The organism is Streptosporangium sp. NPDC050284, from assembly GCF_044459525.1.
Classification (GTDB): Bacteria; Actinomycetota; Actinomycetes; order Streptosporangiales; family Streptosporangiaceae; genus Streptosporangium.
On sequence record NZ_JBITIZ010000005.1, the window covers coordinates 327,920 to 353,990 of the forward strand.

General features: G+C 70.6%; 24 protein-coding genes. 10 read left to right on the forward strand and 14 right to left on the reverse strand.

Going from position 1 to position 26,071, the window contains the following annotated elements:
- Positions 1-12 precede the first annotated feature (12 nt).
- The 5 genes from ACIBH4_RS14780 to ACIBH4_RS14800 form a co-directional block, all read right to left on the reverse strand.
- The gene (locus ACIBH4_RS14780) at positions 13-1,620 is read right to left on the reverse strand and encodes a hypothetical protein (RefSeq protein WP_362514455.1); all 1,608 of its coding nucleotides are present in this window, start codon (positions 1,618-1,620) and stop codon (positions 13-15) included.
- A gap of 3 nt (positions 1,621-1,623) precedes the next feature.
- Positions 1,624-2,304: an isochorismatase family cysteine hydrolase gene (locus ACIBH4_RS14785; RefSeq protein ID WP_362769598.1), complete on the reverse strand. Its 681-nt coding sequence runs from the start codon at positions 2,302-2,304 to the stop codon at positions 1,624-1,626.
- 250 nt (positions 2,305-2,554) lie between these two features.
- Positions 2,555-3,202 (reverse strand): GntR family transcriptional regulator, encoded by a 648-nt coding sequence (locus ACIBH4_RS14790; RefSeq protein WP_362514463.1) that lies wholly within the window; start codon positions 3,200-3,202, stop codon positions 2,555-2,557.
- 127 nt (positions 3,203-3,329) lie between these two features.
- Positions 3,330-4,367 carry a serine hydrolase gene (locus tag ACIBH4_RS14795; RefSeq protein WP_362769596.1) on the reverse strand — a complete coding sequence of 346 codons (1,038 nt, stop codon included), beginning with the start codon at positions 4,365-4,367 and terminating at the stop codon, positions 3,330-3,332.
- A gap of 52 nt (positions 4,368-4,419) precedes the next feature.
- The gene (locus ACIBH4_RS14800) at positions 4,420-4,965 is read right to left on the reverse strand and encodes a VTT domain-containing protein (RefSeq protein ID WP_350945273.1); all 546 of its coding nucleotides are present in this window, start codon (positions 4,963-4,965) and stop codon (positions 4,420-4,422) included.
- A 189-nt stretch (positions 4,966-5,154) separates the two neighbouring features.
- Here ACIBH4_RS14800 and ACIBH4_RS14805 point away from each other — a divergent pair, with 189 nt between their 5' ends.
- Positions 5,155-5,718 carry a hypothetical protein gene (locus ACIBH4_RS14805; protein WP_362769594.1) on the forward strand — a complete coding sequence of 188 codons (564 nt, stop codon included), beginning with the start codon at positions 5,155-5,157 and terminating at the stop codon, positions 5,716-5,718.
- Between the two features lie 79 nt (positions 5,719-5,797).
- On the opposite strand, the gene ACIBH4_RS14810 is transcribed toward ACIBH4_RS14805, so the two are convergent.
- From ACIBH4_RS14810 to ACIBH4_RS14820, 3 genes are read right to left on the reverse strand one after another with little or no spacing between them, the layout of a single operon-like run.
- Positions 5,798-9,169 (reverse strand): BTAD domain-containing putative transcriptional regulator, encoded by a 3,372-nt coding sequence (locus tag ACIBH4_RS14810; RefSeq protein ID WP_362514477.1) that lies wholly within the window; start codon positions 9,167-9,169, stop codon positions 5,798-5,800.
- Between the two features lie 53 nt (positions 9,170-9,222).
- Positions 9,223-10,284 carry a lysylphosphatidylglycerol synthase transmembrane domain-containing protein gene (locus tag ACIBH4_RS14815; protein ID WP_362514482.1) on the reverse strand — a complete coding sequence of 354 codons (1,062 nt, stop codon included), beginning with the start codon at positions 10,282-10,284 and terminating at the stop codon, positions 9,223-9,225.
- Positions 10,285-10,338: 54 nt separating this feature from the next.
- On the reverse strand, positions 10,339-11,196 hold the full coding sequence (locus ACIBH4_RS14820; protein WP_362514486.1) for a PIG-L family deacetylase: 858 nt from the start codon (positions 11,194-11,196) through the stop codon (positions 10,339-10,341).
- Between the two features lie 35 nt (positions 11,197-11,231).
- Here ACIBH4_RS14820 and ACIBH4_RS14825 point away from each other — a divergent pair, with 35 nt between their 5' ends.
- On the forward strand, positions 11,232-12,530 hold the full coding sequence (locus ACIBH4_RS14825; RefSeq protein WP_362769592.1) for a glycosyltransferase family 4 protein: 1,299 nt from the start codon (positions 11,232-11,234) through the stop codon (positions 12,528-12,530).
- 505 nt (positions 12,531-13,035) lie between these two features.
- Here ACIBH4_RS14825 and ACIBH4_RS14830 read toward each other — a convergent pair.
- A complete protein-coding gene (locus ACIBH4_RS14830; RefSeq protein ID WP_362514492.1) occupies positions 13,036-13,431 on the reverse strand; it encodes a hypothetical protein in 396 nt (131 codons plus the stop codon).
- 133 nt (positions 13,432-13,564) lie between these two features.
- Here ACIBH4_RS14830 and ACIBH4_RS14835 point away from each other — a divergent pair, with 133 nt between their 5' ends.
- The gene (locus ACIBH4_RS14835) at positions 13,565-14,905 is read left to right on the forward strand and encodes an APC family permease (protein ID WP_362514494.1); all 1,341 of its coding nucleotides are present in this window, start codon (positions 13,565-13,567) and stop codon (positions 14,903-14,905) included.
- Between the two features lie 445 nt (positions 14,906-15,350).
- Here ACIBH4_RS14835 and ACIBH4_RS14840 read toward each other — a convergent pair whose 3' ends face one another.
- On the reverse strand, positions 15,351-16,592 hold the full coding sequence (locus ACIBH4_RS14840; protein ID WP_362514497.1) for a hypothetical protein: 1,242 nt from the start codon (positions 16,590-16,592) through the stop codon (positions 15,351-15,353).
- A 98-nt stretch (positions 16,593-16,690) separates the two neighbouring features.
- Here ACIBH4_RS14840 and ACIBH4_RS14845 point away from each other — a divergent pair, with 98 nt between their 5' ends.
- Positions 16,691-17,065 carry an STAS domain-containing protein gene (locus tag ACIBH4_RS14845; RefSeq protein ID WP_362514500.1) on the forward strand — a complete coding sequence of 125 codons (375 nt, stop codon included), beginning with the start codon at positions 16,691-16,693 and terminating at the stop codon, positions 17,063-17,065.
- Positions 17,066-17,153: 88 nt separating this feature from the next.
- Entirely contained in the window at positions 17,154-17,519 is a 366-nt protein-coding gene (locus ACIBH4_RS14850; protein WP_362514503.1) for an STAS domain-containing protein, read from the forward strand.
- Positions 17,520-17,596: 77 nt separating this feature from the next.
- Here the strand turns inward: ACIBH4_RS14850 and ACIBH4_RS14855 are convergent, their stop codons facing one another.
- Complete coding sequence (locus ACIBH4_RS14855; protein WP_362514506.1) at positions 17,597-18,334, reverse strand: glycosyltransferase family 2 protein; 738 nt, start codon at positions 18,332-18,334, stop codon at positions 17,597-17,599.
- A 320-nt stretch (positions 18,335-18,654) separates the two neighbouring features.
- The gene (locus ACIBH4_RS14860) at positions 18,655-18,939 is read right to left on the reverse strand and encodes a hypothetical protein (protein WP_350945285.1); all 285 of its coding nucleotides are present in this window, start codon (positions 18,937-18,939) and stop codon (positions 18,655-18,657) included.
- A gap of 230 nt (positions 18,940-19,169) precedes the next feature.
- Between ACIBH4_RS14860 and ACIBH4_RS14865 the strand changes: the two genes are divergently transcribed.
- The 5 genes from ACIBH4_RS14865 to ACIBH4_RS14885 are packed head-to-tail and all read left to right on the forward strand — an operon-like array spanning position 19,170 to position 24,000.
- The gene (locus tag ACIBH4_RS14865) at positions 19,170-20,618 is read left to right on the forward strand and encodes a helix-turn-helix transcriptional regulator (protein ID WP_362514509.1); all 1,449 of its coding nucleotides are present in this window, start codon (positions 19,170-19,172) and stop codon (positions 20,616-20,618) included.
- Positions 20,618-21,523, forward strand: a complete 906-nt coding sequence (locus tag ACIBH4_RS14870) for an aminoglycoside phosphotransferase family protein (protein ID WP_362514512.1) — start codon at positions 20,618-20,620, stop codon at positions 21,521-21,523. Before ACIBH4_RS14865 ends, ACIBH4_RS14870 begins: the two co-directional genes overlap by 1 nt.
- Positions 21,524-21,546: 23 nt before the next feature.
- Positions 21,547-21,984, forward strand: coding sequence for an SRPBCC family protein (locus ACIBH4_RS14875; protein ID WP_362514514.1), 438 nt, complete (start codon positions 21,547-21,549; stop codon positions 21,982-21,984).
- A 57-nt stretch (positions 21,985-22,041) separates the two neighbouring features.
- Entirely contained in the window at positions 22,042-22,788 is a 747-nt protein-coding gene (locus ACIBH4_RS14880) for an IclR family transcriptional regulator (protein ID WP_362514517.1), read from the forward strand.
- A 48-nt stretch (positions 22,789-22,836) separates the two neighbouring features.
- Complete coding sequence (locus tag ACIBH4_RS14885) at positions 22,837-24,000, forward strand: 4-hydroxybenzoate 3-monooxygenase (protein WP_362514519.1); 1,164 nt, start codon at positions 22,837-22,839, stop codon at positions 23,998-24,000.
- A gap of 157 nt (positions 24,001-24,157) precedes the next feature.
- Here ACIBH4_RS14885 and ACIBH4_RS14890 read toward each other — a convergent pair whose 3' ends face one another.
- Positions 24,158-24,799, reverse strand: coding sequence for a response regulator transcription factor (locus ACIBH4_RS14890; RefSeq protein WP_362514522.1), 642 nt, complete (start codon positions 24,797-24,799; stop codon positions 24,158-24,160).
- 25 nt (positions 24,800-24,824) lie between these two features.
- Complete coding sequence (locus ACIBH4_RS14895) at positions 24,825-25,988, reverse strand: sensor histidine kinase (protein ID WP_362769588.1); 1,164 nt, start codon at positions 25,986-25,988, stop codon at positions 24,825-24,827.
- Between the last annotated feature and the right edge of the window lie 83 nt (positions 25,989-26,071).

Below are 26,071 nucleotides of genomic sequence, written 5' to 3' on the forward strand. Positions count from 1 at the left end.
GCGGGACGGTGTTCAGGAGGTGGCGGGTGCCTCGGCGGAGACGGGCCTCGCGGGGGCCGGCTCGGGCTCGTCGGCGGCCTCCGGCGTCTCGTCGGAAGGCCTGGGCTTGAGGAGGGTGAAGGCGAGCAGGATCAGTCCCGCGAAGAGGTAGCCCAGGGAGACCTGGCCGTTGGCGTTCCACTCGACCCGTTCGCCGTGGATGAGGCCGATGAAGGCCAGGGCCGCGCCGACGAAGGCGTACCCGGCGGCCCACAGGAACGACCGGTCGATGATGAAGGCCGTGATCGAGCCGAGCACCAGGCCGGCGAGCACGGCGCCGCCGCCGAGCAGGACCGTTCCCTCGTAGACCGTTCCGCTCTGCGCGATCGTGTCGTACCCGACCTCCCGCGCGCTGGTGCCCGCCGCGGCGAGCGCGTTGTCCATGTAGCCCTGCGCCCAGGAGGCGATGTTGGGGATGATCGCGATCACCACGGCCACCGCGTGCGCCTTCGGCACCGACTGGAAGGCCTGGGCGCCGATGAGCAGGCCGATGTAGAGCAGGATCGGCACGATGGCGGGCGTCGGCAGCACCGCGCCGAGCAGCGCGAACATGCCGAGGAAGCAGAAGAGCGCGATGACGACGCCGCTCGCCATCGAGTAGCTCGTACGGCCGCCCGCGGACTTCCACCCCGGGTGGCCGATGTAGACGGCGGGCGGGAACGGCGAGCCCAGCATCGAGCCGACCACCGCGCCCGCGCCGTCGGCCAGGAGCACCGAGCGCAGGTTGTACGAGTCACCCGCGGCGGCGGCGCTCTCCACGTTGCTCATGCCCTCGGTGAAGTTGTAGATGCCCAGGGGGATGGCGGTGGCGAGCAGCGGCGAGACCTGGCCGAGACCTTCGAGGAGGAGGTCGATGTGCAGCGACGGCAGGCTCACCGCGATGTTCCCGGCGGCGGCGCCCACGTCGGCGGGGTCCATGTAGCCGCCGATCCAGGCGATCGCGGTGCCGGCGAGGAGCGCGGCGAGCCCGACGGGGATGTTGCCCGGCAGCCTCAGGTCGGTGAAGAAGCCGACCATGATGATCACCAGCACCGGCAGCGCGATCCAGGCCGCCTCCCACATCTGCGCGGCGGGCCGCATCGAGATGAAGGCGATCGAGATGCCCGCCAGGGTGCCGAGCATCGCGGCCCTGGGGGTGAATCGGCGGATGTAAGGGCCCACGAAGGCGCCGATCAGCACGATGACGCCGATGATGAAGCACCAGGCGAGCCCCGCCACCCAGGCCCGCAGGGGATCCTTGGTGGCCAGGTAGGTCGGCAGCATGATCACGAACACGACGATGAACATGTGCGGGACGCTGGGACCGTACGGCATCGCGCACACGTCGGTGCGGTTCTCGCGGCGGGCGAGCCGCCGGGCGAGGTAGGTGTAGTACACGTTGCCGATGAGGAGCTGGATGCCCATCGCGGGGAGGATGACGCCGAAGACGTCGGAGCCCGGCAGGTGGACGACCCCGAGGCAGAGGCCGCTCAGCACCAGCACGTTGACCATCACGTTGAAGCCGAGGCCGAAGAAGGCGTTGGTGTCCCCGCTGACCCACCAGGGGAGTTTGAGTTTGACGGGGTCGGTTGTCGTGGTCATCGGTCAGCTCCGTGTTTCGAGTGCCTTGAGATAGCCGCCGGAGAGGGCGACCCAGCCGAAGATGCCGCCCTGGGCGGCGATCATTTCGAGCCCGTACCGCTGGAACTCGGCGAAGTACGAGCCCACGCAGTCGGACAGGACCAGGCACTCGTAACCCCGGTCGTTCGCCTCGCGGACGGTGGTGTGCACGCACACCTCGGTCGTGACGCCGGTGACGATCAGGGTGCGGATGTCCGCCGCCCGCAGGGTCCGGTCCAGGTCGGTGGAGTGAAAGGAGCCCTTGCCCGGCTTGTCGACGACGATTTCGCCCTCGACGGGGGCGAGTTCGTCGATGATGTCGTGGCCGTACTCGCCGCGGATCAGGATCCGTCCCTTGGGGCCCGGATCCCCGATGCGCAGCGACGGCGTGCCGCGGTTGAGCTTGGCGGGCGGGCAGTCGGACAGGTCGGGCAGGTGCCCCTCGCGGGTGTGGATGACGGTCATTCCAGCCGCGCGGGTGGCGGCCAGCACCTCCTGGAGCGGCGGGATGACCCGCCGCAGCATGGACACGTCGTTGCCCAGGGTCTCCCCGAAACCCCCGGGCTCGACGAAGTCCCGTTGCATGTCGATGAGCAGCAGCGCTGTGTGTCGGGGATCGAACCCGTATGCGTACGGCTCGGCCTCGACGAGAAGCGGATCGGACACGTTGACTCCGTTCCTCGGATCCTCCTTTTGTCGATTGTCGACAGAATTGTGTCGGCGGCTTTCCCGTCCGGTTACGCTTCTGTTAGCGGCCCTACCAGAGCGTGATCGTGCCCGGTGAACGCCTCTCCCGCAGTCGAGCGTTCGGCCGATACGTGGCGGTCCCCGCGGCCCCGCGGCCCTGCGGCCCCGCGGTCGGCCGAGGACCGACGGGCGCGAGCTCGGCGGTCGGCCGGCACCCGCGCCCTGCCGCTTAGCCGATGTAGGTGCGCGCCCCGTGCCGGGAGAGGGCGTCGAGCGCGGTGACGGGATCGCCTGAGGCGATGGCCTCGAAGAGCCGCCTGTGCCGCTCCACCCCCTCGGCCGGAGAGCGCTGCTCGGCCTCCCTGCGCAGGTTCGCGGCCATGTAGAGCTGCAGCTTCAGGATGACGGGCTCGTACGCCATCAGCAGCTGGCGGTGGCCCGCGAGCGCGACCAGCGCGAGGTGGAAGCGCCGGTGTGCCTCGTTCTCACTGAGCGGGTCGTCCAGGCGTACCGCCGACGCCATGCCCTCAAGGGCCTCGGCGAGCGCGGTCATGTCGTGCGTGCCGGAGAGAGGCAGCGCGGTCTCGACCGCGTAGCGTTCGAGCACGTCGCGCAGTCCGAACAGCTCGTCCACGTCGTTGCCGGTCAGCTCGGTGACGCGGGCTCCCCGCCGGGGCAGGTGCTCCACCAGCCCCTGCTGCCCGAGCGACCGCAGTGCCTCGCGCAGCGGCGCCCGGCTGATGCCGAACCGCTGGGTGAGCTGCTCCTCGATCAGCCGCTCGCCCGGTGCGAGGGCGCCGGAGAGGATCTCGTGACGGAGCCGTCGCATCGAAAGCTCGACCAGGCTGGGGTGTTTCAGCTCCCCATCGGGTTCCACCCGTCCAACTCCTCTCGACGTGTGGAACAAACTCTCTCAGAGAACGGCCGGAATCCCACGCGTGGGATGGCGGCGTGGCCGGGTATTCCGGTCGCGGGCCGGTCGGGAGCGGGCGCTCCAGCCGTCCTCACAGCTCGGGTGGAGTCTGCTCGCCCGCCCAGTCCAGGAGCCGCGCCGCGGTCTGGAAACGCCGGTCGCCGTTGGACTCGCCGAGGATGACGCCGATGAGCCGGTGGCCTTCGCGGTCGGCGGCGAAGGACAGGCAGTATCCGGCGGCGCTGGTGTAGCCGGTCTTCAGACCCATCACCCCGGGTGTCTTGCCGAGCAGCTTGTTGGAGTTGGTCCAGGTGTGCGCCCGATGCACCTTGGACTTCGCCACGAGGTGGCGCCTGGTGGACGCGATGATCCGCAGCACCGGGTCGCGCAGTGCGAGGTCGGCCAGCTTCGCCTGGTCCAGGGCGGTGGAGTGACCGGGCCCCGGCTTCGGCAGGCCGTCGGGGGTGGCGTAACGGGTGTCGACGAGCCCCATGGAGCGGGCCGTGGCGTTCATCTTCGCCACGAACCTCGTGGTGCCGGGCCCGTAGACGCGGGCCAGGGCGTGGGAGGCGTCCGCCCCCGAGGGGAGCATGACCGCGTAAAGCAGGTCCCTCACGGTGAGTCGCTCCCCGGCGCGCAGGGAGGCGTGGGTCGCGCCGTTCGCCGCCGCGTGCCGTACGTCCTCCGCCTGGACCGTGACGGTGTCGGTCAGCCGCGCCTCCCTGAGGACGACGTACGCCGTCATGATCTTGGTCAGGCTCGCCACCGGCATCCGCTTGCCCGCCTGCTTGCTCAGGTGGATCGTTCCGGTGCTCGCGTCGTACAGGTACGCGGCCCGTCCCGGCGCTGAGGGCGCTGAGGGCGCTGAGGCGCGCCGCTCCCCTGCGGGCGCGAAAGCGGGTGCGGCGGTGAGGGCGGAGGTGGGTGCGGCGGTGAGGGCGGGCGTGCGAAGCGTGGCCAACGGGGCGGACGCCGTGGATCCGGTGGCCAGGACGCGTGCCGAAGCCCCGCCGGGCGGCGCGGAGGTCGAGATCCCCCAGGCCGGGGCGGACACCGAAGACGTGGTGCCCAGGATGAGCGCGGTGACCAGCGCGGCGCGGGCCGTGCGGCCTGTTCCCCCGTGATGCATGCGAGCCATGCTGGCAGAGGCCACCGTCGATATACGGAAGTTGTCGGTTTGGCTATTGAAAAGTTGACATCTGTGGCGGGTGTTTCTCCAGCTCGCGGCGGGAGGCCCGGCGACGGCGCCAACGCACGAACCCGGCGACGAGCGCGACCGCCACCAGCGCGGCCAGGCCCGCGAGGAGCGGCGAGCGAGCGGCCAGCTCCAGCCACCCCCAGATCACCGAGTACAGACCGAAGGAGGTCACCGGCACCCAGGTCAGGCAGCCCAGCGCGCTCGCCACGACGTACCAGGGGTAGGAGATCCGCAGCACCCCGGCCACCCAGGGCAGCGTGTGGCGCAGGCCGGGCACCCAGAAGCAGCCGTAGACGGCGAGTGCGCCCCACTTCCTGACGACGTTCTCGACCCGGGTGATGTTCTCCTGGCCGATCTTGGCGCCCAGGCGCGAGGCGTAGAGCCTGGAGCCCAGGGCGTGGCCGATCCAGTAGTAGGCCTGGAACGCGCCGAACAGGGCGACGCCACCGATGATCACCCAGAGCCACAGGGGCATGCCCAGGAAGGACGCGGAGGTCGGGTCGGGGATGCCCGCCACAACAGGTCGCATTCCGAACATCACCGCCGCGGTCGTTCCAGCTGCCTTTACTTGATATTAGGGCAGGCTTACCTGAGCCGGCATGGCGGAGCCCTACTTGGGCGCACCCGCCGGCCTGTGGGTGCACCGGCTGCAAGCGGACGTCAACTCCAAGGCAAGAACCGTGGCGTACACCTTGGGGTAACGAAAGAGGTGTCTGTCATGAGTCCGCGTAGCAGTGTGGCACCGGTGGTGGCGAGTGGAGTCGCGAGCGCACTCAAGCTGCTCGTCGCCACCCTCGCCTTCGCTGGAGCCTACCTGGGGGTGGAGGCCGCGTACGGCACTCCGGCCCAGGTGACGGCCGGTGCGCCGGCGCAGGCGCAGGCGCCGGTGCGGACGGTGGAGCTGTCGTCGCGATCGATGCCCGCCACGGAGCGGGTCCCGGCCACCGTCGAGCGGGTCTCCGCCACGATCATGACGCCCGGTACGGTCACCGTCGGCGCGATCGACGCGCTCGGCCCCTGCGACAGGCCCTACCAGGCCCAGAGCCTCGTCGAGAGCGACGACCCCCGGGCCACCGTCTCCTACGGCTGGCGCCTGGAGCGCTGGAGCCCGGGCGTCCGCCGCTGGCAGGCATACCTGGGCACCGGGTCCGGCTTCACCGGCGAGAGCCAGGTCGTCGAGTGGCAGCCCAGGGTCGTGAACAACCCCGGCTGGTACCGCGTCGTGCTGTCGGTCTCCGGCGAGGCCCCGCTGCGCAGCGAGAGGTTTCTCGTCAGCTGCTGATCCGTCCCGGGCCTCCCGTAGGAGAGCCGGTCTCGGAGAGGGAGCGGATCTCGGTGAAGGTTCCCGCCCTCGTGAGGCGTCAGCTGCCGAGTGAGCGCCGTGCCGCCTCCACCCACCGGCCCACGCCGACCCGTTCGGCCACCGCGAGGGCGTTCTCGTAGTGCGGCTTCACCGCGTCGGCGAAGCCCAGCCGCAGCGCCAGGTCACCCAGCGTCAGGGAGACCGGCCAGAGCGCGACCACCCCGGTTCCCGCGCCGGCGATCCGGTCGGCGAACGGCTTCAGCGTGTCGTACGCCTCGATCATCCGCTCCCGGTCGTCCAGCAGCATGCCCGCCAGGGCTCGCCAGATCATCGCCAGCTCGTAGAGGAAGTCGGGGCGCACGGGCGTCTTCACCGCGATGACCGCCCTGGCGTCGCGGTGGTGGCCCGCGGAGGCGAGAGCCACCGCGTAGGCGTCGAGGGTCCACTTGGCTCCGCGCTGGTGCGCCTCGGCGAGCGGCTCGACCATCTCGGCGGCCTGCCCGTTCACCAGGCGCAGGCAGAACGTGGTGATCAGCGGCAGGTCCTGGCGGCCCTCCAGCATCCCGGCCTTCGCGGTCAGCCGGGCGGCGTCGCGGTAGGCGCGCTCCGCCCCGGCGAAGTCACCGGCGATCATCAGGCGCTGCCCGGCGTACCAGGCGACCACGGAGGCGGGCGCGGACAGGCCGTACTGCCTGGCGAGCTTCTCGGCGGCGGCCACGTGCGCGTCGGCCTCGGCGAACGCGCCCGAGGCGGCGGCGCACTCCATCAGCACCAGGTGGGCGAGGGCCTGCACCGAGATCTGCCCGGTCGTCTTGCCGACCTCCAGCAGCTCCCTGCCGATGACCTCGCGCTCGCCCACGGGGGTGATGCCGTACGACTGGCGCAGCCGCCCGCTCAGCGCGGTCGCGAGCAGGGCAGGGTCACCGGAGCGACGGGCCAGCTCCTCGGCCTCCAGCGAGGCCTGCTCGCCCCGGGGGGTCGCCGAACCCTCCAGCTCCAGGGCGAGGGTGGCGAGCAGGCTCGCCCGCAGCGACTGCTCGCCGGCGGGCAGCTCGACGAGCGCCTGCTCGGCGACGTCGACGATCTCCCAGGCCGTACGGGTGAAGTCGCGGGCCATGCCCTTGTGCGGCACCGCGAGCGAGGCGGCCACCCGGGCGGTGAGCTCCAGGTTGCCCAGGGGCAGCGCCGCGTCCATCGCCTCGCGCCGCCGCCTGCGGGCCGCGGCCATGTCGCCGCAGAGCGCGAGGGCCTTGATCAGCCGCAGGGTGAGCAGCAGCCGCTCCCTGGTGCTGTCGGGAGTGTGGGCGACACCCGACCTGTCGAAGGCGGCGATGGCCTGCTCCCACAGGGTGGCCGCCTCGCGGTGGGCGAAGCGCCGCTCGGCCTGCTCGGCGGCGAGGCCCGCGTAGTGGACCGTCTTGCCGGCGGTCTCGCTGGTGCCCGCGGAGTGGTAGTGGTGGGCGAGCGCGGCCACATCGCCGGGGTTCCTGCGCTCGATCACCGAGGCGACCGCGGCGTGCAGCCGGGAGCGGCGCAGTCGGGAGGCGTCGGAGTACAGGGTGTCGCGGACCAGGTCGTGGTCGAAGCGGAGCATGCCGGGACCGGGCTCGGTGACCAGACCGGCGAGCAGCGCCGCCTCCACCGCGTCGACCACGGCGTCCTCGTCGCCCGAGACGTCGACGAGCACGTCCACGTCGACGTCGCGGCCGATCACCGCGGCCTGTAGCAGGATCTGCTGGGCGATCGCGGGCAGCCGGGAGACGCGCCTGCGCAGCACGTCGCGGACGCCGGAGGGCACACCGGAGATCACCTCGGCGGCCGTCGCGCGGTCGCTCACCGCCTCGGCGTCGAGCAGGCGCACCGTCTCGCGGACGAAGAAGGGGTTGCCGCCGGTGCGCTCGACGATGCTGCTGACCGCGTCCTCGTCGACCTCGCGCACGCAGGTCGCCCTGACCAGCTCGGCCACCGCCTTGGTGTCGAGTCCGGTGAGGCCGACCCGCACCGGACCGAGCCTGGCCAGCGCGGCCAGCACGTCGGCCTGCTGGTCGCTGAGCTCGCTGTCACGGCAGGTCACCACGAGCAGCACCCGGCTGGTGGCGAGCAGGCTCGGCAGCGCGCGGAGCAGCGCCAGCGTCTGGTCGTCGGCCCAGTGCAGGTCCTCCAGGGTGAGCAGGATCGGCGTCTCCTTGGCGACGGCGGCGAGATAGCCGCCCACCGCCCGGTGCAGCCGGAACCCGCCGGAAGCCTGGTCGTCGTCGGGCTCGGGGGCCGCGTCGTCGAGGAGCGGCGCCAGCAGCGAGGCGTACTCGCCGGGCCCGGCCGCGTTCACCAGGGTGCGCAGGATCTCCACCCAGGCCCAGCCGGGAGGCGTGGCGCTGCTGTCGGGGCAGGCGCCGGAGGAGATACCCCACCCGTCGTCGGAGAGCCGCCTTATGAGCTGGCGAACCAGGGTGGTCTTGCCCGCGCCCGCGTCGCCGCTGATCACCGCGACGGTGAAGCGGCCGGCTCTCGCCGCGGCGGTGGTGAGCCTGCCCAGCTCGGCGTCGCGGCCGACGAACGGCTCGGGCTCCAGCGGGGGAAGCTCCACCTGGGCCACCGTCGGCCTGGGCGGCCAGGTCTCCGCGGCCACCTGCTGGCGCTGCCTGGACGGCGCCGAGGGGGCGAGCTGCAGGCCGGGGTCCTGGGACAGGATGTCGGACTCCAGCTTGCGCAGCGCCGGGCCGGGGTCGATGCCCAGCTCGTCGGAGAGGATCGTGCGCGCTCGGCGCAGCGCCGCCAGCGCGTCACCCTGTCGTCCGCAGCGGTACAGGCCCAGGGCGAGCAGCCGCCAGCCCTCCTCGCGGAGCGGGTGCTCGGTGGTGAGCGTCTCCAGGTCGGGTACGGACTCCGCGGGCAGGCCCATCCGCAGGCCGCTGTCGGCGTGCCGCTCGCGGGCCACCAGGCGCAGCTCGGCGAGCCGGTTGACCTCGGCCTCGGCCCACGGCTGGTCGGCGAAGTCGGCGTAGGGAGTGCCTCGCCACAGGCCCAGGGCCTTCTCCAGGCGAGCCCGCGCGGCGGCGGGGTCGTCGCCCTCCAGGTGCTCTCCCGCGGTGCGGACCAGCGTCTCGAAACGCAGCGCGTCGACCTGGTCGGGAGCGGCGCGCAGCGCGTACCCCGAGGCCACGGTCACCAGCAGCCGGTTCGGCCCTCCGCGTGGACGTCCCGGCTCCAGCACCCTGCGCAGCCGGGAGATGTAAACCTGGAGCCCCGACTGGGCGCCCTTGGCCGCGTCGTCGTCCCACAGGTCGTACAGCAGGGAGTCGACGGGAACGACCTGCCCGCGCGCGACGAGCAGGCGCGCCAGGACCGCACGTTGACGGAGCCCGCCCAGGTCGAGCTCGTCTTCACCTGAATGCGCCTCGACCGGGCCGAGAACTCGGAACGCCACCATGTCAGCCGCCACGCTATGTGGGCCTTCCAATCGCATACAAGGTATTTCCCAATCTAGCGGCTGATCGACTCCTTTTCGGCGGCCGTCGCGGCGTTCTCACGCCTGCGCAGGAAGGTCCAGGCTCCCAGCGCCAGCCCGCCGAAGGGGATTTCGACAGTGTAGGTCCAGAACCCGAAAAGCAGGGCGGCGGCGGTGGCGGAGTCGAGGGGGGCGCCGAAGAAGACCAGCGCGCCGATGGTTCCGGCCTCCATTATCCCGGTACCGCTGGGGGTCACCAAGGCCGTGGTCAGGACCCTGGACAGGGCGAAGGCGGCGATCGACTGCGCCAGTCCGGGATAGGCGCCGGTCGCCTGCAGGCAGACGACGAGAATCAGCCACTGGAAACCCAGAAAGAAGATCATTCCCAGCGTGAGCCCGGCCCAGCGGTCCCTCACGATCTCGGAGGTGTCGGCCCGCAGCTTGGACAGCGCCTCGGAGGCGGAGTGCTCGCCGGGGCGGATCCGGCGGGGGAGCAGACGGGTGAGGGCGTCGAGGCCGCGACCCAGGACGTTCGCGGCGCGGTCCCAGTACAGGGCGACGGTCACCACGGCGACCAGGCCCAGGATGGAGAGCGCACCCACCCAGCCCGCCCTCGTCACCGTGGGGCTGAGCGACTGCCCGCTGAACAGCAGGGCGACGATGCCCGCCGCGGGCAGCAGGAAGCGGAACAGGGTGTTCCAGATGCCGGTGGTCAGCGTGGAGACCACGACCGCCCGCGCGGGAAACCCCCAGCCTCTGGTCATCGCGAACGTCATCGCCACCCCGGCCGCGCCGCCGAAGGGGAGCAGGTTGCTCACCGCGCTGCCGCCCGCGTTCAGCGTGAGGGCCTGCAGGTGGGTCAGTCCGGGAAGGGAGGCGGTGAGCACGAACGTGTAGGCGAGGAGGCTGAGCAACCAGACGACGGTCATCAGCGCGACCTCCCGCGGACCCAGCGCGGCGAACTGCGCGCCGATCTGCGCCCAGGAGACGTGCTTGCCCGTCAGGGCCGCCACGACCTGGGGCATGAAGAACACGAGCGTGGCGGCGAGTGCCAGCGACACGACCGACAGCCCGGCCTGGAACAACCTGCTCTTCATGCGACACGACCGCTCTTCGTTCGATATCCCCGACCAAGTCTGCCGCTACCGAACTCATCCTTTGGGAGGAACTTCGAAGGGGTGCCTCAGCCGGGAGCCCAGTGGGGCGTCCCTGCGGACATACCACTCGGTGCCGAAGACGAGGCGGTAAAGAGGCTGGGGGATCTTGAGCATCACCCCGAGGGTGCGGGTGTCGGCGCCGGTGGCCTGGGAGGCGTGGGCGGCCATGCTCGCCCGCTTCTGGCGGGCGAAGCGCCGCACGGAGACCCGGTGGGTGATCACCTCGCCGGGGGAGTAGGCCCGCTCGAAGGCCCGGATGTCGAGCTGCGGATAGAACCTCCTCGCGAGCCGCAGCCCCCGCATCAGGGGGTCGCGGTTGACGGTCGCCTCCAGCACGATCGGGGTCTTCGCGATCTCGGCCGCCCTGCCGCCGACCCGGTGCACCTGGACGTGGTCGGGGTGACCGTAGCCGCCCGCGGGGTCGTAGGTCGTCAGCAGGTCGGCCTTCTCCTCGGTGAGGATGGCGGCGAGCCGCCGGGCGGCCTCCTCGGCGTCGGCGTCGATGAAGGCGTCGTCCGGCCGGTCGTCGGCGATCCCGCCGCCGGGGGCGAGCCCGGAGTCGCCGTAGCCGAGGTTCACCACCCGGGCGCAGCCGAGTGCCGCGGCCGATTTGTACAGCTCGGCCATGCGGGCGGCGCCCAGCGCCTCACCGGGTTCGAGGTCGGCCTGGCCTCGCTCACCCGAGGTCGCCACCACGAGGACCACCCGGTGGCCCTCGGCGGCGAGCATCGCCATGGTGCCCGCGGTCAGCAGGGCCTCGTCGTCGGGATGGGCATGAAAGAACACTGCTGTCTTGACGCTGCTGATCAGGCTCACTCCGTTCGCGCGACGCGGATGCGCCCTCAGGGGCACGCAGGCATGATCTCACGCGGGTCTACGCTGGCACGGTGAGGATCCTCCACATCAGTGACTGTTACCTGCCGCGCCTCGGCGGGATCGAGGTGCAGGTCGCCGATCTGATCCGGACGCAGCGGGAGGCGGGCCACGACGTCGAGGTGGCGACCGCCACCCCGGGGGAGAGCCTTCCCGGGGTGCACAGGATCGTCGCGAGACTCCCCTTCGACCTGCCGGTCCACCCGTTCGGCACGGGACATCTGCTCCGCCTGATCAGAGCGCGGCGGCCCGATGTGGTGCACGTGCACACGGGGGCGGTCTCGCCGTTCGCCTGGATGGGCGTGCGGGCGGCGACCCGTGCGGGCCTGCCCGTGGTCGTCACCGTGCACAGCATGTGGGACCCGGTCACGCGGGCGCTCTACCGGGGGCTGCGGCTGCTGTTCGGATGGCACCGCTGGGGGTTGGTGGGCACCGCGGTGAGCGAGGCCGCGGCCCTGCCGATCCGCGCGGTGGCCGGGCCCGGCGTGCCGGTGCACGTGGTCTCCAACGGCCTGGACGTCTCCGGCTGGCGCTCGGCGCACCTTCCCCCGGCCCCCCCGGCCCCCCCGGCTTCCTCTGCCCCTCCGGATCCCTCTGCCCCTCCGGCTTTCCATGCCTCCCCCGCCGACGACGTACGAGCCGCGGCCCCCGCGGGACACGTGCCGTCCGAGCCGGACATTGATCACGTACCGTCCGATCAGGAAGGCGGCCCGGTACAGCCGGTGCACGTCGTCGCGGTGGGGCGGCTCGCGCCCCGCAAGCAGCCGGTCCGGTTGCTGCGGCTCCTGCGGGAGGCCCGCGCCCAGGTGCCCGCCGAGACGCCGATGCGGGCGACCGTCGTCGGGGACGGTCCGGCCCGGTCGCAGATGGAGCGCTACCTGAGGGTGAACGGCATGACCGGCTGGGTCTCGCTCCCCGGCCGCTACAGCCGCGACCAGATCCGCGAGCTGCTCGCCTCGACGGACGTGTTCGTCGCCCCCGCGCCCCGTGAGTCCTTCGGGCTGGCGGCACTGGAGGCGAGAGCCGCGGGGGTGCCCGTGGTGGCGCGTGCGCAGAGCGGGGTGGCCGACTTCGTACGGCCGGGCAAGGAGGGACTTCTCGGGCGGACCTTCGACGACCTGGTCTCGTCGGTGGCGAGACTGGTCCGCGACCGCGAGTTGCGCGAGTCGATCGCGGCGAACAACCGGGAGACCGAGCCCGTCCGCAGTTCCTGGCCCGCGGTGCTCGAAGGCTTCGAACGCTGCTACCGGAATGCGGGCCAGTGCTCCGGCCTTCAGGCCGGAGGCGAAGGTCCGCGCGGGAGTGCCCGCTAGGGTGCGAGCGTGCCCTGACCTGAGTGGTTTCGCCGTCAGGTCAGGGGCGATGCGGTAATGTGTTCGAGTCGCCGCCGGGCGGGCGGAGACGCTAAACGCCCGTGGAGACCCGGTAAGACCACCGCTCGCGGTGGCTCAGGTCGACGAAGCAGGAAGTCTCAGAGGTGCCGCGTGAACGCGCGGCGCGGGTTGAATCCCCGGCCTTCAGGCAGGGAGCGCGTCAAGAGCAGGCTCGCGTCGGCCGGACCTGAGAGCCGGGTCCCGCATGAGAGGGCCGGCGGACGGGAGACCGGGGCGAGGGCCGGTGTCCGGCGGGACGCCGTCGTGAGGCCGGGCGGCGGCCGGGTGGAAACGCGTGAGGCCCCTGCCGTGCGGTGGCAGGGGCCTTGCTGAAGATCGTCGGTACGGCCGCCGCGCCGCACTGCCCCCCGCAGGCGGAGCGGCGGCCGTACCCGGAGTGCCTCCTGTCGCCAGGAGGCACGGGTCCCTGGATCGTCCAGGAGGTCTAGGCGCAGGCCTCGGCGAGCTTGGTGCTCGCCTCCTGGGCCTTCGTCGCCAGCGACGTCGCGGCCGTCGCGGCCGCGGCCGGGTCGTTCGGGTCGATCTTGACCGACTCGAACGAGGTGGCGAGGTCGGTGAGGGCGGTGGCCACCTCACCGTCGGCGGTGGCCGCCAGCGCCTTGAGGTCGGCGGCGAGCTTGGCGGTGGCGTCGTTGAACTTGGTGAGATCGCCGGCGCTCGCCGTGGCGGCGGTGGTGAAGTCCGAGAAGGGCTTCGACCACGCGGCCTCCGTGCAGACCGCGCTGTTGGAGGACGACCCGCCGCAGGCGGCGGTCATCGATATGAGAGCGACTCCCGCTGCGGCGACGGCGAGGCGGCGGGAGGAGAGGGCGCGGAACATTTCTGCCTTTCATTACATTTCGTGACAGTTGGCACTGTAGGCAGGGTTCCTTGCGGATCACTTTCATGACACTTACAGGAGTGACTCCTGTGACCTGACGTGATTTTGCCCCCGTCGAGGGTAAGTGCGGGGCATGGCTGAGGCGATCGTCGATCCCGGTTCCGGTCAGCACTCGCTCAAGCGGGTCATCGGGCGCAGGGTTCTTCTTCTGTTCGTGGTGGGCGACATCCTCGGCGCCGGGATATACGCCCTGGTGGGGAAGGTCGCCGGCCATGTCGGCGGGGCGTTGTGGGTGCCCTTTCTCGTGGCCTTCGTGCTGGCGGCGCTGACGGCGACCGCCTACGCCGAACTTGTCGGCAAATATCCCCGGGCAGCCGGTGCCGCGCTTTATGCGAACAAAGCGTTCAACATTCCCTTTGTCACGTTCATTGTGGCGTTCGCGGTATTGATGAGCGGCATCACCTCCGCGAGCGCCGCCGCGCGGGCCTTCGGCGGCGACTACCTCGGGGAGTTCGTCACGCTGCCGGTCGTCGTCGGCGCGTTCATCTTCCTCGGCCTGATCACGCTGGTGAACTTCGCCGGAATCTCCGAGTCCATCAAGGTCAACGTGGTGCTCACGGTCATCGAGGCGTTCGGCCTGCTGGTGATCATCGCGATCGGGATCTTCGCCCTGCTGTCCGGCGACGGCGAACCGGCGCGGGCACTGGAGTTCCATCCGGCCAACGGCGCCTTCCTCGGGATCCTGGGCGGCACGGCCCTCGCCTTCTACGCGCTGCTCGGCTTCGAAGACTCGGTCAACCTCGCGGAGGAGGCCAAGGAGCCGCAGCGGAACTTTCCCCGCGCGCTCTTCGGCGGCCTGATCATCGCGGCGGTCATCTACCTGGGGGTCGCGTTCACGGCGACCATGCTGGTCGACACCAAAACGCTGATGGACTCGTCCGGTCCGCTGCTGGAGGTCGTCAAGGTCGCCGGGCTGGCGTTCCCGCCCAAGTTGTTCGCCCTCATCGCGCTGCTCGCGGTGGGCAACACCGCGCTGATCAACATGCTCATGGCCTCGCGCTTGGTCTACGGCATGGCGCGTGAGGGAATCGTGCCCAAGATCTTCGGGACGGTCCATTCGACGAGGTCCACCCCGTGGGTGGCGATCGTCTTCACCGTGGGTGTCGCGGCGGTGCTCGTCGCCACCGGTGACATGGGCGACCTGGCCGACACCACGGTGCTGCTGTTGCTGTGCGTCTTCGCGATCGTCAACGTGGCCGTGCTGGTCCTCCGTAAGGACCGTGTCGACCACGATCACTTCCGGGCGCCGAGCTGGATGCCCGCTCTGGGAGCGGTGGTCTGTCTCGTCCTGACGTTGCCGGTCACCGGCAGGGATGCGGACGTCTATCTCCGCGCGGGGGCCCTGCTCGTGATCGGTGTGGTCCTCTGGTTCGTCAACCGGTTGTTCCTGTCAGAAGGGCAGGGCCCGTCCTGAGGGGGTGCGGAGGTCCAGGGCGATGGGTTTCCGTGGCGGCCGGGGCTTTTGGAGGATAAGAACCTTTTTCATGTGATACTCCCTCTTTGTTGGAGTTTGAGAGAGACTACGTCAACTGACCGACTTTTTCACGGATTTTTTACCAAGCGCATGTTGATCCGTACCGGCAGGACGGGGTGCGAACGTGCCGGACGGCGTGGTCGTGCGGATGCGAGGGCCGGCAGGGGGAGGTCTGACGTTCGGTGTCCCGGCTGCGGCGTCGAGGGCTCTGTCGTGGCGTTTGGGAGGAATAGTCCGCCATGTCCGCAGACTAGGAGGCCCGTGTTTCCGGCAGGGACACCGTTTGTTCCAAGTTCGCGACCTCGGCGGCGACCTCAGGAGCGATGACGGTCCGGTGTCGGCGGCGGTGTCGGCGCTGTCGGCGGACTCAGGAATCCCGGAGGTCTCAGCGGCGGAGCACGAAGGCCTTCTCGTCGTCGCCCACGCCGACCGAGCCCACCGCCCACAGCGTGCCGCTGCCCGGCACCCGGGTCAGGACGGCGCCGCCCACGTCGTCGGTCTCCTCGTACTGCTGGGTGGCTGCATAGGTGCGAAACAGCGGACCGTACTCGCGCGACCAGGCGGTGCCGTCGAAGTGGAGGATGAGCGCCTGTCCGGCGTGGTCGGCGTCGACGCCGCTGATCCACACGTCGGAGCCGGAGGCGGTGACCCCGTACAGGCCTCCCCGGGAGACCGGCACCTCGACCCGCGTCCAGCGGGTCCCGTCCCAGCGCATGACGAGCGGTTGCGCCCCTTCGGCACCTCGCGTCTCCGACCCGGTCTCCTGGCCGGTCGAGACCCGTCCGACCGCCCACACCTCCGACGGCGAGACCTGCCAGACCGCGCTGAGACGACCGCCTTGGACCGGCGGCGTCTCCAGGCTCTCCCATGATCCGGCGGTGCCGCGCCAGACCAGCGGGGTGTGGGTCTCGCTCGTCCCCACCGCCCAGATGTGCCCCTGCCCGGAGGTGATCGCCTCGAAGGTGCCCCCGGTGGTCAGCACGTTGCGGAAACCGCCGTCCGCCCACTCGAGGACGACCGCGCCCGAGGGGCCGTTCGCGGCGAACCACGTGCCGCCGCCTGTCGCGACGTCGGCCAGTCGGTAGTCCTCGGCCACCCCGAAGGGCCGGTGCGGGCTCCACGCCCGCCCGTTCCAGTGTGCGGCGAACGCGCTCGGGCCGTTGCCCACCACCCACACGTCGTCGGGCCCGGCCGCGCCGACCCCCTCCAGGTGTTGGACGTCGGCCTCGTCGCCCAGGGAGATCTCCCTCCAGCGGCTCCCGTTCCAGCGAAGGACGGCGGGCGTGCCCTCCCGGTCCTCCGCGCTGTCCTGGTATCCGACGGCCCAGGCGTCACGGGGCCCGGTCGCCACCACGTCGAGCAACGCCGTCGCGCCCGACAGGTTCGCGCCCCCCACGGCCGTCCACTCGGCGGACGCGGCGACCGCCCCGGTCGCCGCCGGGGTCGCCTGACTCGCCGACGGGGCCCCTGGCGCCGGGTTCGGAGAACCGGGGGAAGGGGAGGCGGGGGCCGGCGAGGTGGTACCGCCCGGTGCGGCGGTGGGTTCGGGCGTCGCGGGGGCCCCGCCGCACGCTGCGATCAGGAGCGTACCGACGACCATGACCGCCATCGGGCGCGCTTTCACCATGCCCCCATTGTTCCGCATGCCTTCGCGATCCGGCCGTGCTCCGCGTGATTAGAACCGCCTGGCCGGGGCACCGGGGACGTAGGTGGGAGAGGATGTCGATGTCGAAGGCTGAAGAGGGCGGCAGACTCCGTGTTCGAGCCGACAAACACCGTAATTTCATCGCCCTGCACGCGGTGGGAGCACTGGACTACGGGTCCTCACCACTGCTGAAGGAACAGGCCGACGTCGCGCTGGGAGCGACGGATCACCCGCGCCTGGTGATCGATCTCACCGAGGTCACCTTCTGTGACTCCACCGGGTACGGCGTGCTCATGTACGCCCTCAACCGCGTTCGCCGGCTGGCGGGCTCGCTCGTCCTCGTCGGCCCGTCCGCCGTGATGAGGCAGCGGCTGAGGCGTCTCGGGGTGGCCGACCTGTTCGACGCCCGTCGTACGGTTGAAGAGGCGGTGGAAGCGTTTGCCGAGGTGACATGAGTGGCCATGTTTCTCCGCACTAGGGCGATCCACGCCGTATGAGACAGTTATGGTTGCTTGGGCAAAGGGTCGGTTCAGAAGGTTGGTCATGTTCGTGGGAGATGAGCCGGATTCGGTTTTCACCGCCACATCCGGGCTGCACGGTACGACACTTGTCGTACGGGCGAGCGGAGAGCTTGATCATTACCATACGTCTGTGCTCCGCGAGGAGATGGGAAGAGCGTGGGGCTCCCTTCCCTCACCGAAGCTCATCCTCGACCTGTCCGCCCTGACCTTCTGCGACTCCTCCGGGATCGGCGAGCTGCTCCAGGTGCGTCACCAGGGCCTGAGCAGAGGGGTGAGGGTCATCCTCACCGGTGTTCAGGGCAACCTGGCCCGGCGTCTCAACCTCGCCGGCCTGATCCAGGTGTTCGAGGTGCTCCCCTCCGTGGCCGACGCGCTCGAGGTGGCCTGAGCCCTCGCGAACGGCCCGGGGACAACGAGAAGACCGGCGCGGAGGAGCGCCGGAAGATCGGCCCGATCCCCGGCGGGTCAGACGGCGGCTTGGGTGGCGTGCTCCCGCCGCAGCCGGACACCGTCGACGCGTCCCTCGCGCTCGCGGAGGATGGTGCGAAGCACCCGCAGGCCGTCGCGGACGGCGTGCAGGTTGCTGGTGCCGTGGATGCGGCTGCGCTCGTGGCTGGGAACCTCGCGAATGACGAGGCCGGCCTGGGCGGCGCGGATGTTCATGAGGGTCTCGATCTCGAAGCCGTCGCAGTCGAGGTCGAGCGCGTCGAGGTGGCGGGCCCAGAAGGCGTTGTAGCCGTAGCACAGGTCGGTGTAGCGGGTGCCGTACAGCAGGTTGGTCACCTTGGTCAGCATCGTGTTGCCGAGCGAGCGGATCGGGCTGATGTCGTCCGAGCCTCCGCCGGGGGCACAGCGAGACCCTTTGGCGAAGTCGGCTCCCTCGACCAGCGCGGTCACGAAGGAGTGGATCTCCCGGCCGTCGGTGGACCCGTCGGCGTCGATCATGACGATGATGTCACCGGTCGCGGCGGCGAAACCCTCGGTGAGAGCGTTGCCCTTGCCCTTGCCCGTCTGGCGGACGACGCGCAGCCCGGGCCGCAGGGTCTTGGCGACGGCAACGGTGTCATCGGTGGAGTTGCCGTCGACCAGGATCACCTCGTCGATCCAGGACGGCAGGGTCGCGAAGACGTGCGGGAGGTTCTCCGCCTCGTTCATGGCGGGGACGACCACGCTGACACTGAAAGGAAAAGGGGCGCTGTTCATGGCTACAGGGTTGAACGCACCACCTGCAGAACACTTGAAAGCCTCTTGCAAGCCCTCACGTGACAGAGGATCGTGCCTTGTGACCTCCCCTTGGGGGTGGCGGGAGGGTCTCTTTGCCGACCGTTCCAAGGGGAGGCACGACCCGATGTGGATCGTGAGGGCTGTCAGAAGGGGAGCGTGCGACCCGAAGGGCTGCGCAGGTCGAGTGGCACCGGCTCACGGGGTGGACGCGGACGTTGTACGAGCAGGATCCTTTTCACGGTGCCGCTCCATTCTGGGCTTGATCACCGGGTGTTACCCATGCCAGGCCCAAGAATCACCTATCTTCGTATCACGTGAAGAACGCTGGCCACACGTTCCGCGGCCGTCGCGACGTCCTCCGCATGGCCGATGCGCCCCGCCCAGGACAGCCAGAACCACCACTCGCCGTCCTCCTCGTGGGCGGCGAGCACGTCCTCGGTCCTGGCCGGGGCCATGGGGTTGATCACATGAAGTCGTGGATAAAGCCCTGCGGCCGACCTCAGACGCACCTGAAAGGCGTGCGCCTCCAACTGGGTTGCCAACCGACGCAGGTGGTCGATGCCCTCGCCGCGCTCTGTCATCATCCGGCTCACTCCTGGCGGACACTGGTGACTTGCCTCTCTGCAGAGTGCGGTTTTGCGGCACTTGAGGCAATCGGTCCCTCCGCAACCCCCTCTGGGAACAGTGGAATAGACCGGAAAGTCGTGGATGTTCCGTGGGGAAACCGCGAATAAACGGAATGCCGCGCACGGCTGCGTTTACGCTGAGGTGCGCGCTTGTTAATGTTGTGTAAACAGCAAGCGGGAGGGGCGCCGTGGCCCGAGGTGAGCATTCGCCGGCATGTGCGCGACGCTGGCGCGAGCAGGCGGCGTCCAGGCAGTGGACCCACTGGCAGACCGCGCAGGCCATTCACGGCTGCTGCGGGGTGAGCCTGCTCAAGGCACACCGACTGGCCAGGGGCTGGTCGGCCAGGCAGTCCGTTCAGGAGCTGGAGGAGCTCTGTGAGCGCCAGGACCTGGGCGAGGCGCGGGCCAGCATCGACCTGCTCAACGCCTGGGAGAACAACCGGGCACGGCCGCGCCCGCAGACCATCGATCTACTGGCTCGACTTTACCGTGCGAACGCCGTCAGGCTAGGCCTGGCCGGAGATTACTGCGAGGACGGCGGGGGCGCCAAGGTCGTGGTCGTCTCCGGCGGCGAGGGCCGCGCGCCCTACCAGACGGAGGAGCGGGAACGGTCCGAAGACGACATCGAGCGGCGCGCACTGTTCCACCAGGCGCTGCTCGGCTCGCGGTCGGTGATGACCGGCCGGCTGCTCGCCGAGGTCGAGCGGACCCGCCAGGACCTGGACCGTACGCTCGCCGTCTCCACCGTCTCCGAGGAGCAGCTCGACCGGCTCGACGAGCAGGTGCTGCGCTACCGGCGCGAATACATCAGCAGCGCGCCGGTGCCGATGCTCTACCGGCTGATGCTGGAGCTGTCGGACGTGCGGATGCTCTCGCTGGCCCGCCAGCCCGCGATGGCCCAGCGCCGCCTGCTCAACGCCACCGTGATGCTGGCGCTGCTCTCGGCCGACGCGCTGATGAAGCTCGGCGACACCCGCCAGGCCCACGCCTGGTACGGCACCGCGCGCAACGCCTCCGACGACATGGGCGACGTGCGGCTGCGCGCCCTCGTCCGGGCACAGCAGGCGATGCTCCCCTACTACTACGGCGACCTCGCCGAGACCGTGCGGCTCGCCCGCGAGGCCAGGATGCTCGCCGGCAGTGCCCCCAGTTCCCCGGCGGCGCTCGGCGCGGCGGCGGAGGCGCGGGCGCTGGCACGAATGGGCGAGCACAAGGCCGCGAGGGTCGCGCTGGCCGAGGCGGAGCGCATCTTCGCCAAGATGCCTCCCGAGGGCCACGACCACCTGGCCTTCCGCTTCTCCGAGCGGCGGCTGCAGTTCTACAGGATCGGCACCCTGATCGAGCTCGGCGAGGACGTCGTCTGGAACCCGGGGCCCGCGGGACCTTCGGTGCCGTACGCGATCGACCCGGTCCTCCTCCTGCTCGACCAGGCCGCGCACCTGGTCCGCGACGGCAAGGTCGAGGACGCCTGCCACCTGGCCGAGAAGGCACTCCTCCAGGTTCCGCTGGAGCACCGCACCTCCATCGTGCTCAACCGCGCGAAGGCGCTGCTGTCGGAGGTGCCGCAGACCAGAAACAGGGCGGCGGCGGTGCGACGTCTGAACGACCTGGTCACCGGCGCGGCGCCGGTCAGCTGATGAACTCGCTCGCCGAGGAGGCGTTCACCGTCTTGCGGGAGGTCTGCGAGAACCTCGGCATCGACCACAGGGACGCGGAGCTGCTGAGGGTGCGCAGCAACGCCGTCTTCAAGCTGCGCAGTGAGATCGTGGTCAGGATCGCCACCGCTCCCAACGCGCTGACCCGGCTGCCGCTCGTCCTCGCGGTGGCCCGCTGGCTCGCCGAGCAGGGGTTCCCCGCGGTGCGCCCGGCCGACGAGATCTCCGAGCAGCCCGTGGTGCACGAGGGCAGGGTCGTCACCTTCTGGCACTACGTCCCGGCGAGCGGTCGTCCCACCACCACGGAGCTGGGCGAGATCCTGCGCAGCCTGCACCTGCTGCCGGTGCCGCCGGTGGCGTTGCGGCGTTTCGTCGACCCGCTGTGCGAGGTACGTCGCGCCGTGGACCGCTCCGAAGAGCTCACCCCCTGCCAGCGGGCGTGGCTGCGCGATCGCATCGCGGAGCTGACGGAGCGCTGGTCGGATCTCGGCATGGACGACTCGCCGGTGCTGCTGCACGGCGACGCGTGGATCGACAACCTGTTGCGCTGCACGGACGGACACGTGGTGCTCTGCGACTGGGACGGCGTCGCGGTCGGGCCTCGCGAGTGGGACCTGGTCCACACCTACCACGGCCAGCGGCGCTTCGGCCTGACCGCCGCCGACGTGGACGCCTTCGCCGACGCGTACGGCAGCGACCTGCGTTCCTGGCCGGGATACTCCACCCTCATGGAGGTGAGGGACATCTACGCGGTGGGCATCCACATCCGCAACGCCGCCGCCGACCCCTTCTCCCGGCGTGAGCTTCCCCGAAGACTGAATTCCCTCACCCGAGGTGAGCAACATGCCCGGTGGTACATGGCCGAACCCGTTAGTGTCTCCCAGTAAAAATCTTCAAACGGGGGCACAAGATGCCAAAGGTCACACTGCGCAACACCTTCCACGTACAGAACACCGCGGCGGCGGTCCGTGCCCACCTGAGCCAGCCGCAGAGCTACGTGGGCCTCTCGCCGATGGTGGTCGCGGTCAAGGACGTCGAGCAGGGAGAGTCGGAGACCCGCTACACCTCGGTGGAACGGTTCAGGTTCTTCGGCCTCGTCAAATACGACAACATGATCAAGGTGACGCTGCGGAGCACGCCGCGGACCGTCGAGGGTGAGGTCGACAGCCCCGGCGGGGTGCGCCTGGACTACCGGTTCACCCTCAGCGAGAAGGGCGGGGGCACCGAGGTCGAGGACATCCTCGTGGTGCACGCCTGGGCGAGGCCGATGCTGGGCTACGCCGCGAAGAAGGCCCGCGAGGTGCAGCTCGCCCGCGCCGGGATCCTCGCCGCCCGCCTCGCCTCCTAGGCTCCCCTTCACGATCGCCGCCGTGGGGGCGGCGGGTGAGGATCTAGGGTGGGAGGTGTGAGGGCGCCCACGGTCACCGGGAAGGTCATGGCCATCCTCGGCGCGTTCCTGCCGGGAGACGTGCGGCTGACACTCACCGAGATCTGCCGTCGCGCCGAGCTGCCTCCCGCCACCGGACACCGGCTGGTCAAGGAGCTGGCGGAGGGCGGGTTCGTGGAGCGGCTCCCCGACGGCTCCTACCGGATCGGGATGCTCCTGTGGCAGATCGGCGCCCAGGCCGCGGAGCCGAGGGAGCTGCGCGAGCTCGCCCTGCCGTACATGGAGGACCTCTACGCCGCCACCCGCGAGAACGTGCAGCTCGCGGTGCTCCGCGACGACCGGGCGCTGTACGTCGAGCGACTGCGCGGACCCACCTCCGTGCCGGTCGTCTCGCGCGTGGCGGGGGAGTTGCCGCTGCACGCGACCGGGGTCGGAAAGGTCCTGCTCGCCTTCGCGGACCCGGAGACGGTGGAGCGGGTGCTCGCCGGAGGGCTCACCTCGCACGCGCCGAACACGGTGGTGGACCCGGCGCGGCTCCGCGGTGAGCTGGAGGAGGTCCGCAGGACCGGGATCGCCTGCACGCAGGAGGAGATGTCGGTCGGCACCTGCTCGGTCGCGGTGCCGGTACGGGGCGCGGGTGGCCGGGTGGTGGCGGCGTTGTCGCTGGTGGCCTGGCGGCACACCGCCGATCCGCGACGGCTGGCACCGGCCGTGCTGACCGCGGCCGCCGCGCTCTCCCGCGACCTCGTCGCCGCTTTCCGCTGAGCGGAAGAAGGCGGTATGCGCGAGCGGACGGTACGGGATGCTCGACGCATGCGAACTCAGGTCGGGATCGTCGGCGCGGGACCCGCCGGGCTGCTCCTCTCCCATCTGCTGCACCTGCGGGGCATCGACTCGGTGGTTTTGGAGGCGCGGAGCAGGGAGTACGTGGAACAGCGCGTGCGGGCCGGGGTGCTGGAGCAGGGCACGGTGGACGTGCTCAACGAGGCGGGGGTCGGCGACCGGATGCGCGCCGAAGGGCTGCCGCACCACGGCATCGAGCTGCGCTACGGCGGAGCCGGGCATCGCATCGCGTTCGAGAGGCTGGTCCCCGGCAGGGCCATCACCGTCTACGGGCAGCAGGAGGTCGTCAAGGACCTCATCGCCCGGCGGCTCGCCGACGGCGGGAAAATCCTCTTCGACGTCCCCGACGTCGCGCTGCACTCGCTGGAGAAGGACCCCTACCTCACCTTCAGGGGCGAGCGCCTCGACTGCGACGTCATCGCCGGGTGCGACGGTTTCCACGGCGTCTCGCGGACGTCGATCCCCGAGGGCGTCCTGTCGGTCTTCCAGCGTGACTATCCGTTCGCCTGGCTCGGCATCCTCGCGCGGGTCCCGCCGTCGTCCGAGGAGCTGATCTACTCCCGTAACGACCGAGGTTTCGCGCTGCACAGCATGCGCTCCGAGGAGATCAGCCGCTTCTACCTCCAGGTGCCGCCGGACGCCTCGCTCGACGACTGGCCGGACGAGCGGATCTGGGCCGAACTGCGGGCACGCCTGGAGACGGTACCCGGGTTCACGCTGGCCGAGGGGCCGATCATCTCCAGGGACCTGTCGGCGATGCGCTCGTTCGTCGCCGAGCCGATGCGCCACGGCAACCTCTACCTCGCCGGGGACGCCGCCCACATCGTGCCGCCCACCGGGGCGAAGGGACTCAACCTGGCCGTCGCCGACGTCCGGCTGCTGACCAGGGCACTGGAGGAGTTCTACACCAAGGGCTCCACCGGGCTGCTGGACACCTACTCCGCCGACTGTCTCAGGCGCGTCTGGCGCGCCCAGCACTTCTCCTGGTGGATGACGACACTGCTGCACACCTTCGACGCCGACGACCCCTACGGGCGGCGCCTGCAGACCTCCCACCTCGACTACGTCACCTCCTCGGAGGCCGCCGCGACCACGCTCGCGGAGAACTACGTCGGCCTGCCCTTCGACTCCTGAGCCCTCGCCCCCTCACGGACCCGCGTCACCTCACCACAGGCTGCCTGCTCCGCCTCCCTGTCGGTACGACCTGTCGCGGTCCGGAGGGGGAGCGGTCCCGGCTGTTCGACGTCCGCCTCCGGGGTGACGGCGGGAGGGCGTTTTCCGCCCGCCGGGCTCAGCGCTCGCCGGGGCGGACGAGGCCGTGCTCGTAGGCGTACCTGACCGCCTCGGCGCGGTCGCGCAGGGCGAGTTTGGCGAGCAGACGGTTGACGTGGGTGCCGACCGTGGACTCGGCGACGAAGAGGGTGGTGGCGATCTCCGAGTTGTTCAGGCCGCGGCCGATCAGGGTGAGGACCTCCCGCTCCCGCGGGGTGACGGCCGAAGGGAGGGGGGAGGTGCCCACATAGCCCGCCATGACCCGGGCGGTGATGGCGGGGTCCAGGGCGCCCAGGCCACGTGCCGCCGTGCGGATCGCGGTGAACAGCTGCTCGGGCGGCGAGGTCTTGAGCAGGAAGCCGCTCACCCCCACGCGCAGGGCCCCGTCGAGGTTCTCGTCGGTGTCGTACGTCGTCAGGATGAGGACCTTGGGCGGGTCCTGGTCGGCCAGGAGTTCGCGGGCCGCGGCGATGCCGGACAGGCGGGGCATCGAGATGTCGAGCAGTACCAGGTCGGGGCCGAGGCGTCTGACCGTCTCCACGGCCTCGCGCCCGTCGGCGGCCTCGCCGATCACCCGGATGTCCGGCTGGGTGCCGAGGATGAGCCGGAGCCCGCGGCGGATCATGGCCTGATCGTCGGCCAGTACGACGGTGATGGTCATTCGGCACTCCTTCACGGTCTCCCGTTCAACCGGCGGGTTTTTCCCCGGTGGCCCGCCCCGCCAGTGGGAACGAGGCGCTGACGCCGTAACCGCCGCCCCTCAGAGGCCCGGTGGCGAGTCGCCCGTGGAAGAGCGCGACCCGCTCCCGCATGCCGATCAGGCCGTGCCCGGCGCCCTGGAGTCCGATGTGGCCGTCTTCGGGGCCGTCGTCGACTACCTCCAGGCTGAGCGTACGCGGCAGGTGGGAGACGGTGACCGCGACGCGTGCGGGGCCCGCGTGCTTGAGCGTGTTGGTCAGCGCCTCCTGGATGATGCGGTAGGCCGACAGCTCCAGCCCCGCCGGGAGCGGCCGGGCCTCGCCCCGCACGGTCAGCTTCACCTCCAGCCCGGCGGCGCGTACCTGTTCCATCAGGTCCTCCAGCCGGGCCAGGCTGGGCTGCGGGGCGAGCCCGTCCTCGCCGGAGTCGGTGCGCAGCAGGCCGAGCATGCGGCGCAGCTCTTCGACCGCCTCGCGGCCGGCCTCCTCGACCAGGGCGAGCGTCTCGCGTTCGACCAGCTGGTCGGGGCGGAGCATCAGCCTGGCCGCGCCGGCCTGCATGACCATCACACTCACGCTGTGGGCGACCACGTCGTGCAGTTCGCGGGCGATCCGGGTGCGCTCCTCGGCCACGGCCTCGCGGGCGAGCAACTCGCCGTGCTCTCGCGCCTGGACCGCGACCTGCCGGTGCCGCCACACGGCGAAGCCCGTTCCGCCGGCGATGGAGGTCATCACCACGGCCACCGCCATGTCCCCGGGGCCGAAGGGGTGGTCGACGGTGAGCATCATCGACCCGACGAAGAGTCCGGTGACCACGAGCCCGAGCACGGTCCTGGGGTCTCGCGGGGGAATCTCGCTGACCAGGGTGAACAGCAGGACGAGCTGGGTGTAGAACTGCCAGGCCGCGGCGAGGTCGCCGAAGTACGCGAAGCTCGCCGCGCTCGCCAGCGAGTAGACGGTCAGGACCGTGAACGGGGCATGGCGCCGTACGAGCACCAGGGCCGCCGCGACCATCACCGTGACCAGCCACAGCGAGGACTGTTCGTGGTCGAGAGCCGACGTGCGCGCGCTGAGCTCCTCGGTGAGCCCGAACGCGGCCATCACCGCCGCGATCAGCCAGTCGACGGCGGTGGGCGGTAAACGACGGCTCATGACGCGGGAGGAGGGAGGTGCGGCATGGCGTGAGGGTAAGGGGTGGGAAAGGAGGTTGACATCCCTCTTTGGGCTGATTGCGG

Coding starts and splice junctions, on each gene's coding strand:
- ACIBH4_RS14780 (WP_362514455.1), bottom strand. CDS start 1,620: ATGACCACGACAACCGACCCCGTCAAACTCAAACTCCCCTGGTGGGTC.
- ACIBH4_RS14795 (WP_362769596.1), bottom strand. CDS start 4,367: ATGCATCACGGGGGAACAGGCCGCACGGCCCGCGCCGCGCTGGTCACC.
- ACIBH4_RS14800 (WP_350945273.1), bottom strand. CDS start 4,965: ATGCGACCTGTTGTGGCGGGCATCCCCGACCCGACCTCCGCGTCCTTC.
- ACIBH4_RS14805 (WP_362769594.1), top strand. CDS start 5,155: ATGAGTCCGCGTAGCAGTGTGGCACCGGTGGTGGCGAGTGGAGTCGCG.
- ACIBH4_RS14810 (WP_362514477.1), bottom strand. CDS start 9,169: ATGGTGGCGTTCCGAGTTCTCGGCCCGGTCGAGGCGCATTCAGGTGAA.
- ACIBH4_RS14815 (WP_362514482.1), bottom strand. CDS start 10,284: ATGAAGAGCAGGTTGTTCCAGGCCGGGCTGTCGGTCGTGTCGCTGGCA.
- ACIBH4_RS14830 (WP_362514492.1), bottom strand. CDS start 13,431: ATGTTCCGCGCCCTCTCCTCCCGCCGCCTCGCCGTCGCCGCAGCGGGA.
- ACIBH4_RS14835 (WP_362514494.1), top strand. CDS start 13,565: ATGGCTGAGGCGATCGTCGATCCCGGTTCCGGTCAGCACTCGCTCAAG.
- ACIBH4_RS14840 (WP_362514497.1), bottom strand. CDS start 16,592: ATGGTGAAAGCGCGCCCGATGGCGGTCATGGTCGTCGGTACGCTCCTG.
- ACIBH4_RS14845 (WP_362514500.1), top strand. CDS start 16,691: ATGTCGAAGGCTGAAGAGGGCGGCAGACTCCGTGTTCGAGCCGACAAA.
- ACIBH4_RS14850 (WP_362514503.1), top strand. CDS start 17,154: ATGTTCGTGGGAGATGAGCCGGATTCGGTTTTCACCGCCACATCCGGG.
- ACIBH4_RS14855 (WP_362514506.1), bottom strand. CDS start 18,334: ATGAACAGCGCCCCTTTTCCTTTCAGTGTCAGCGTGGTCGTCCCCGCC.
- ACIBH4_RS14860 (WP_350945285.1), bottom strand. CDS start 18,939: ATGATGACAGAGCGCGGCGAGGGCATCGACCACCTGCGTCGGTTGGCA.
- ACIBH4_RS14870 (WP_362514512.1), top strand. CDS start 20,618: ATGAACTCGCTCGCCGAGGAGGCGTTCACCGTCTTGCGGGAGGTCTGC.
- ACIBH4_RS14875 (WP_362514514.1), top strand. CDS start 21,547: ATGCCAAAGGTCACACTGCGCAACACCTTCCACGTACAGAACACCGCG.
- ACIBH4_RS14885 (WP_362514519.1), top strand. CDS start 22,837: ATGCGAACTCAGGTCGGGATCGTCGGCGCGGGACCCGCCGGGCTGCTC.
- ACIBH4_RS14890 (WP_362514522.1), bottom strand. CDS start 24,799: ATGACCATCACCGTCGTACTGGCCGACGATCAGGCCATGATCCGCCGC.
- ACIBH4_RS14895 (WP_362769588.1), bottom strand. CDS start 25,988: ATGAGCCGTCGTTTACCGCCCACCGCCGTCGACTGGCTGATCGCGGCG.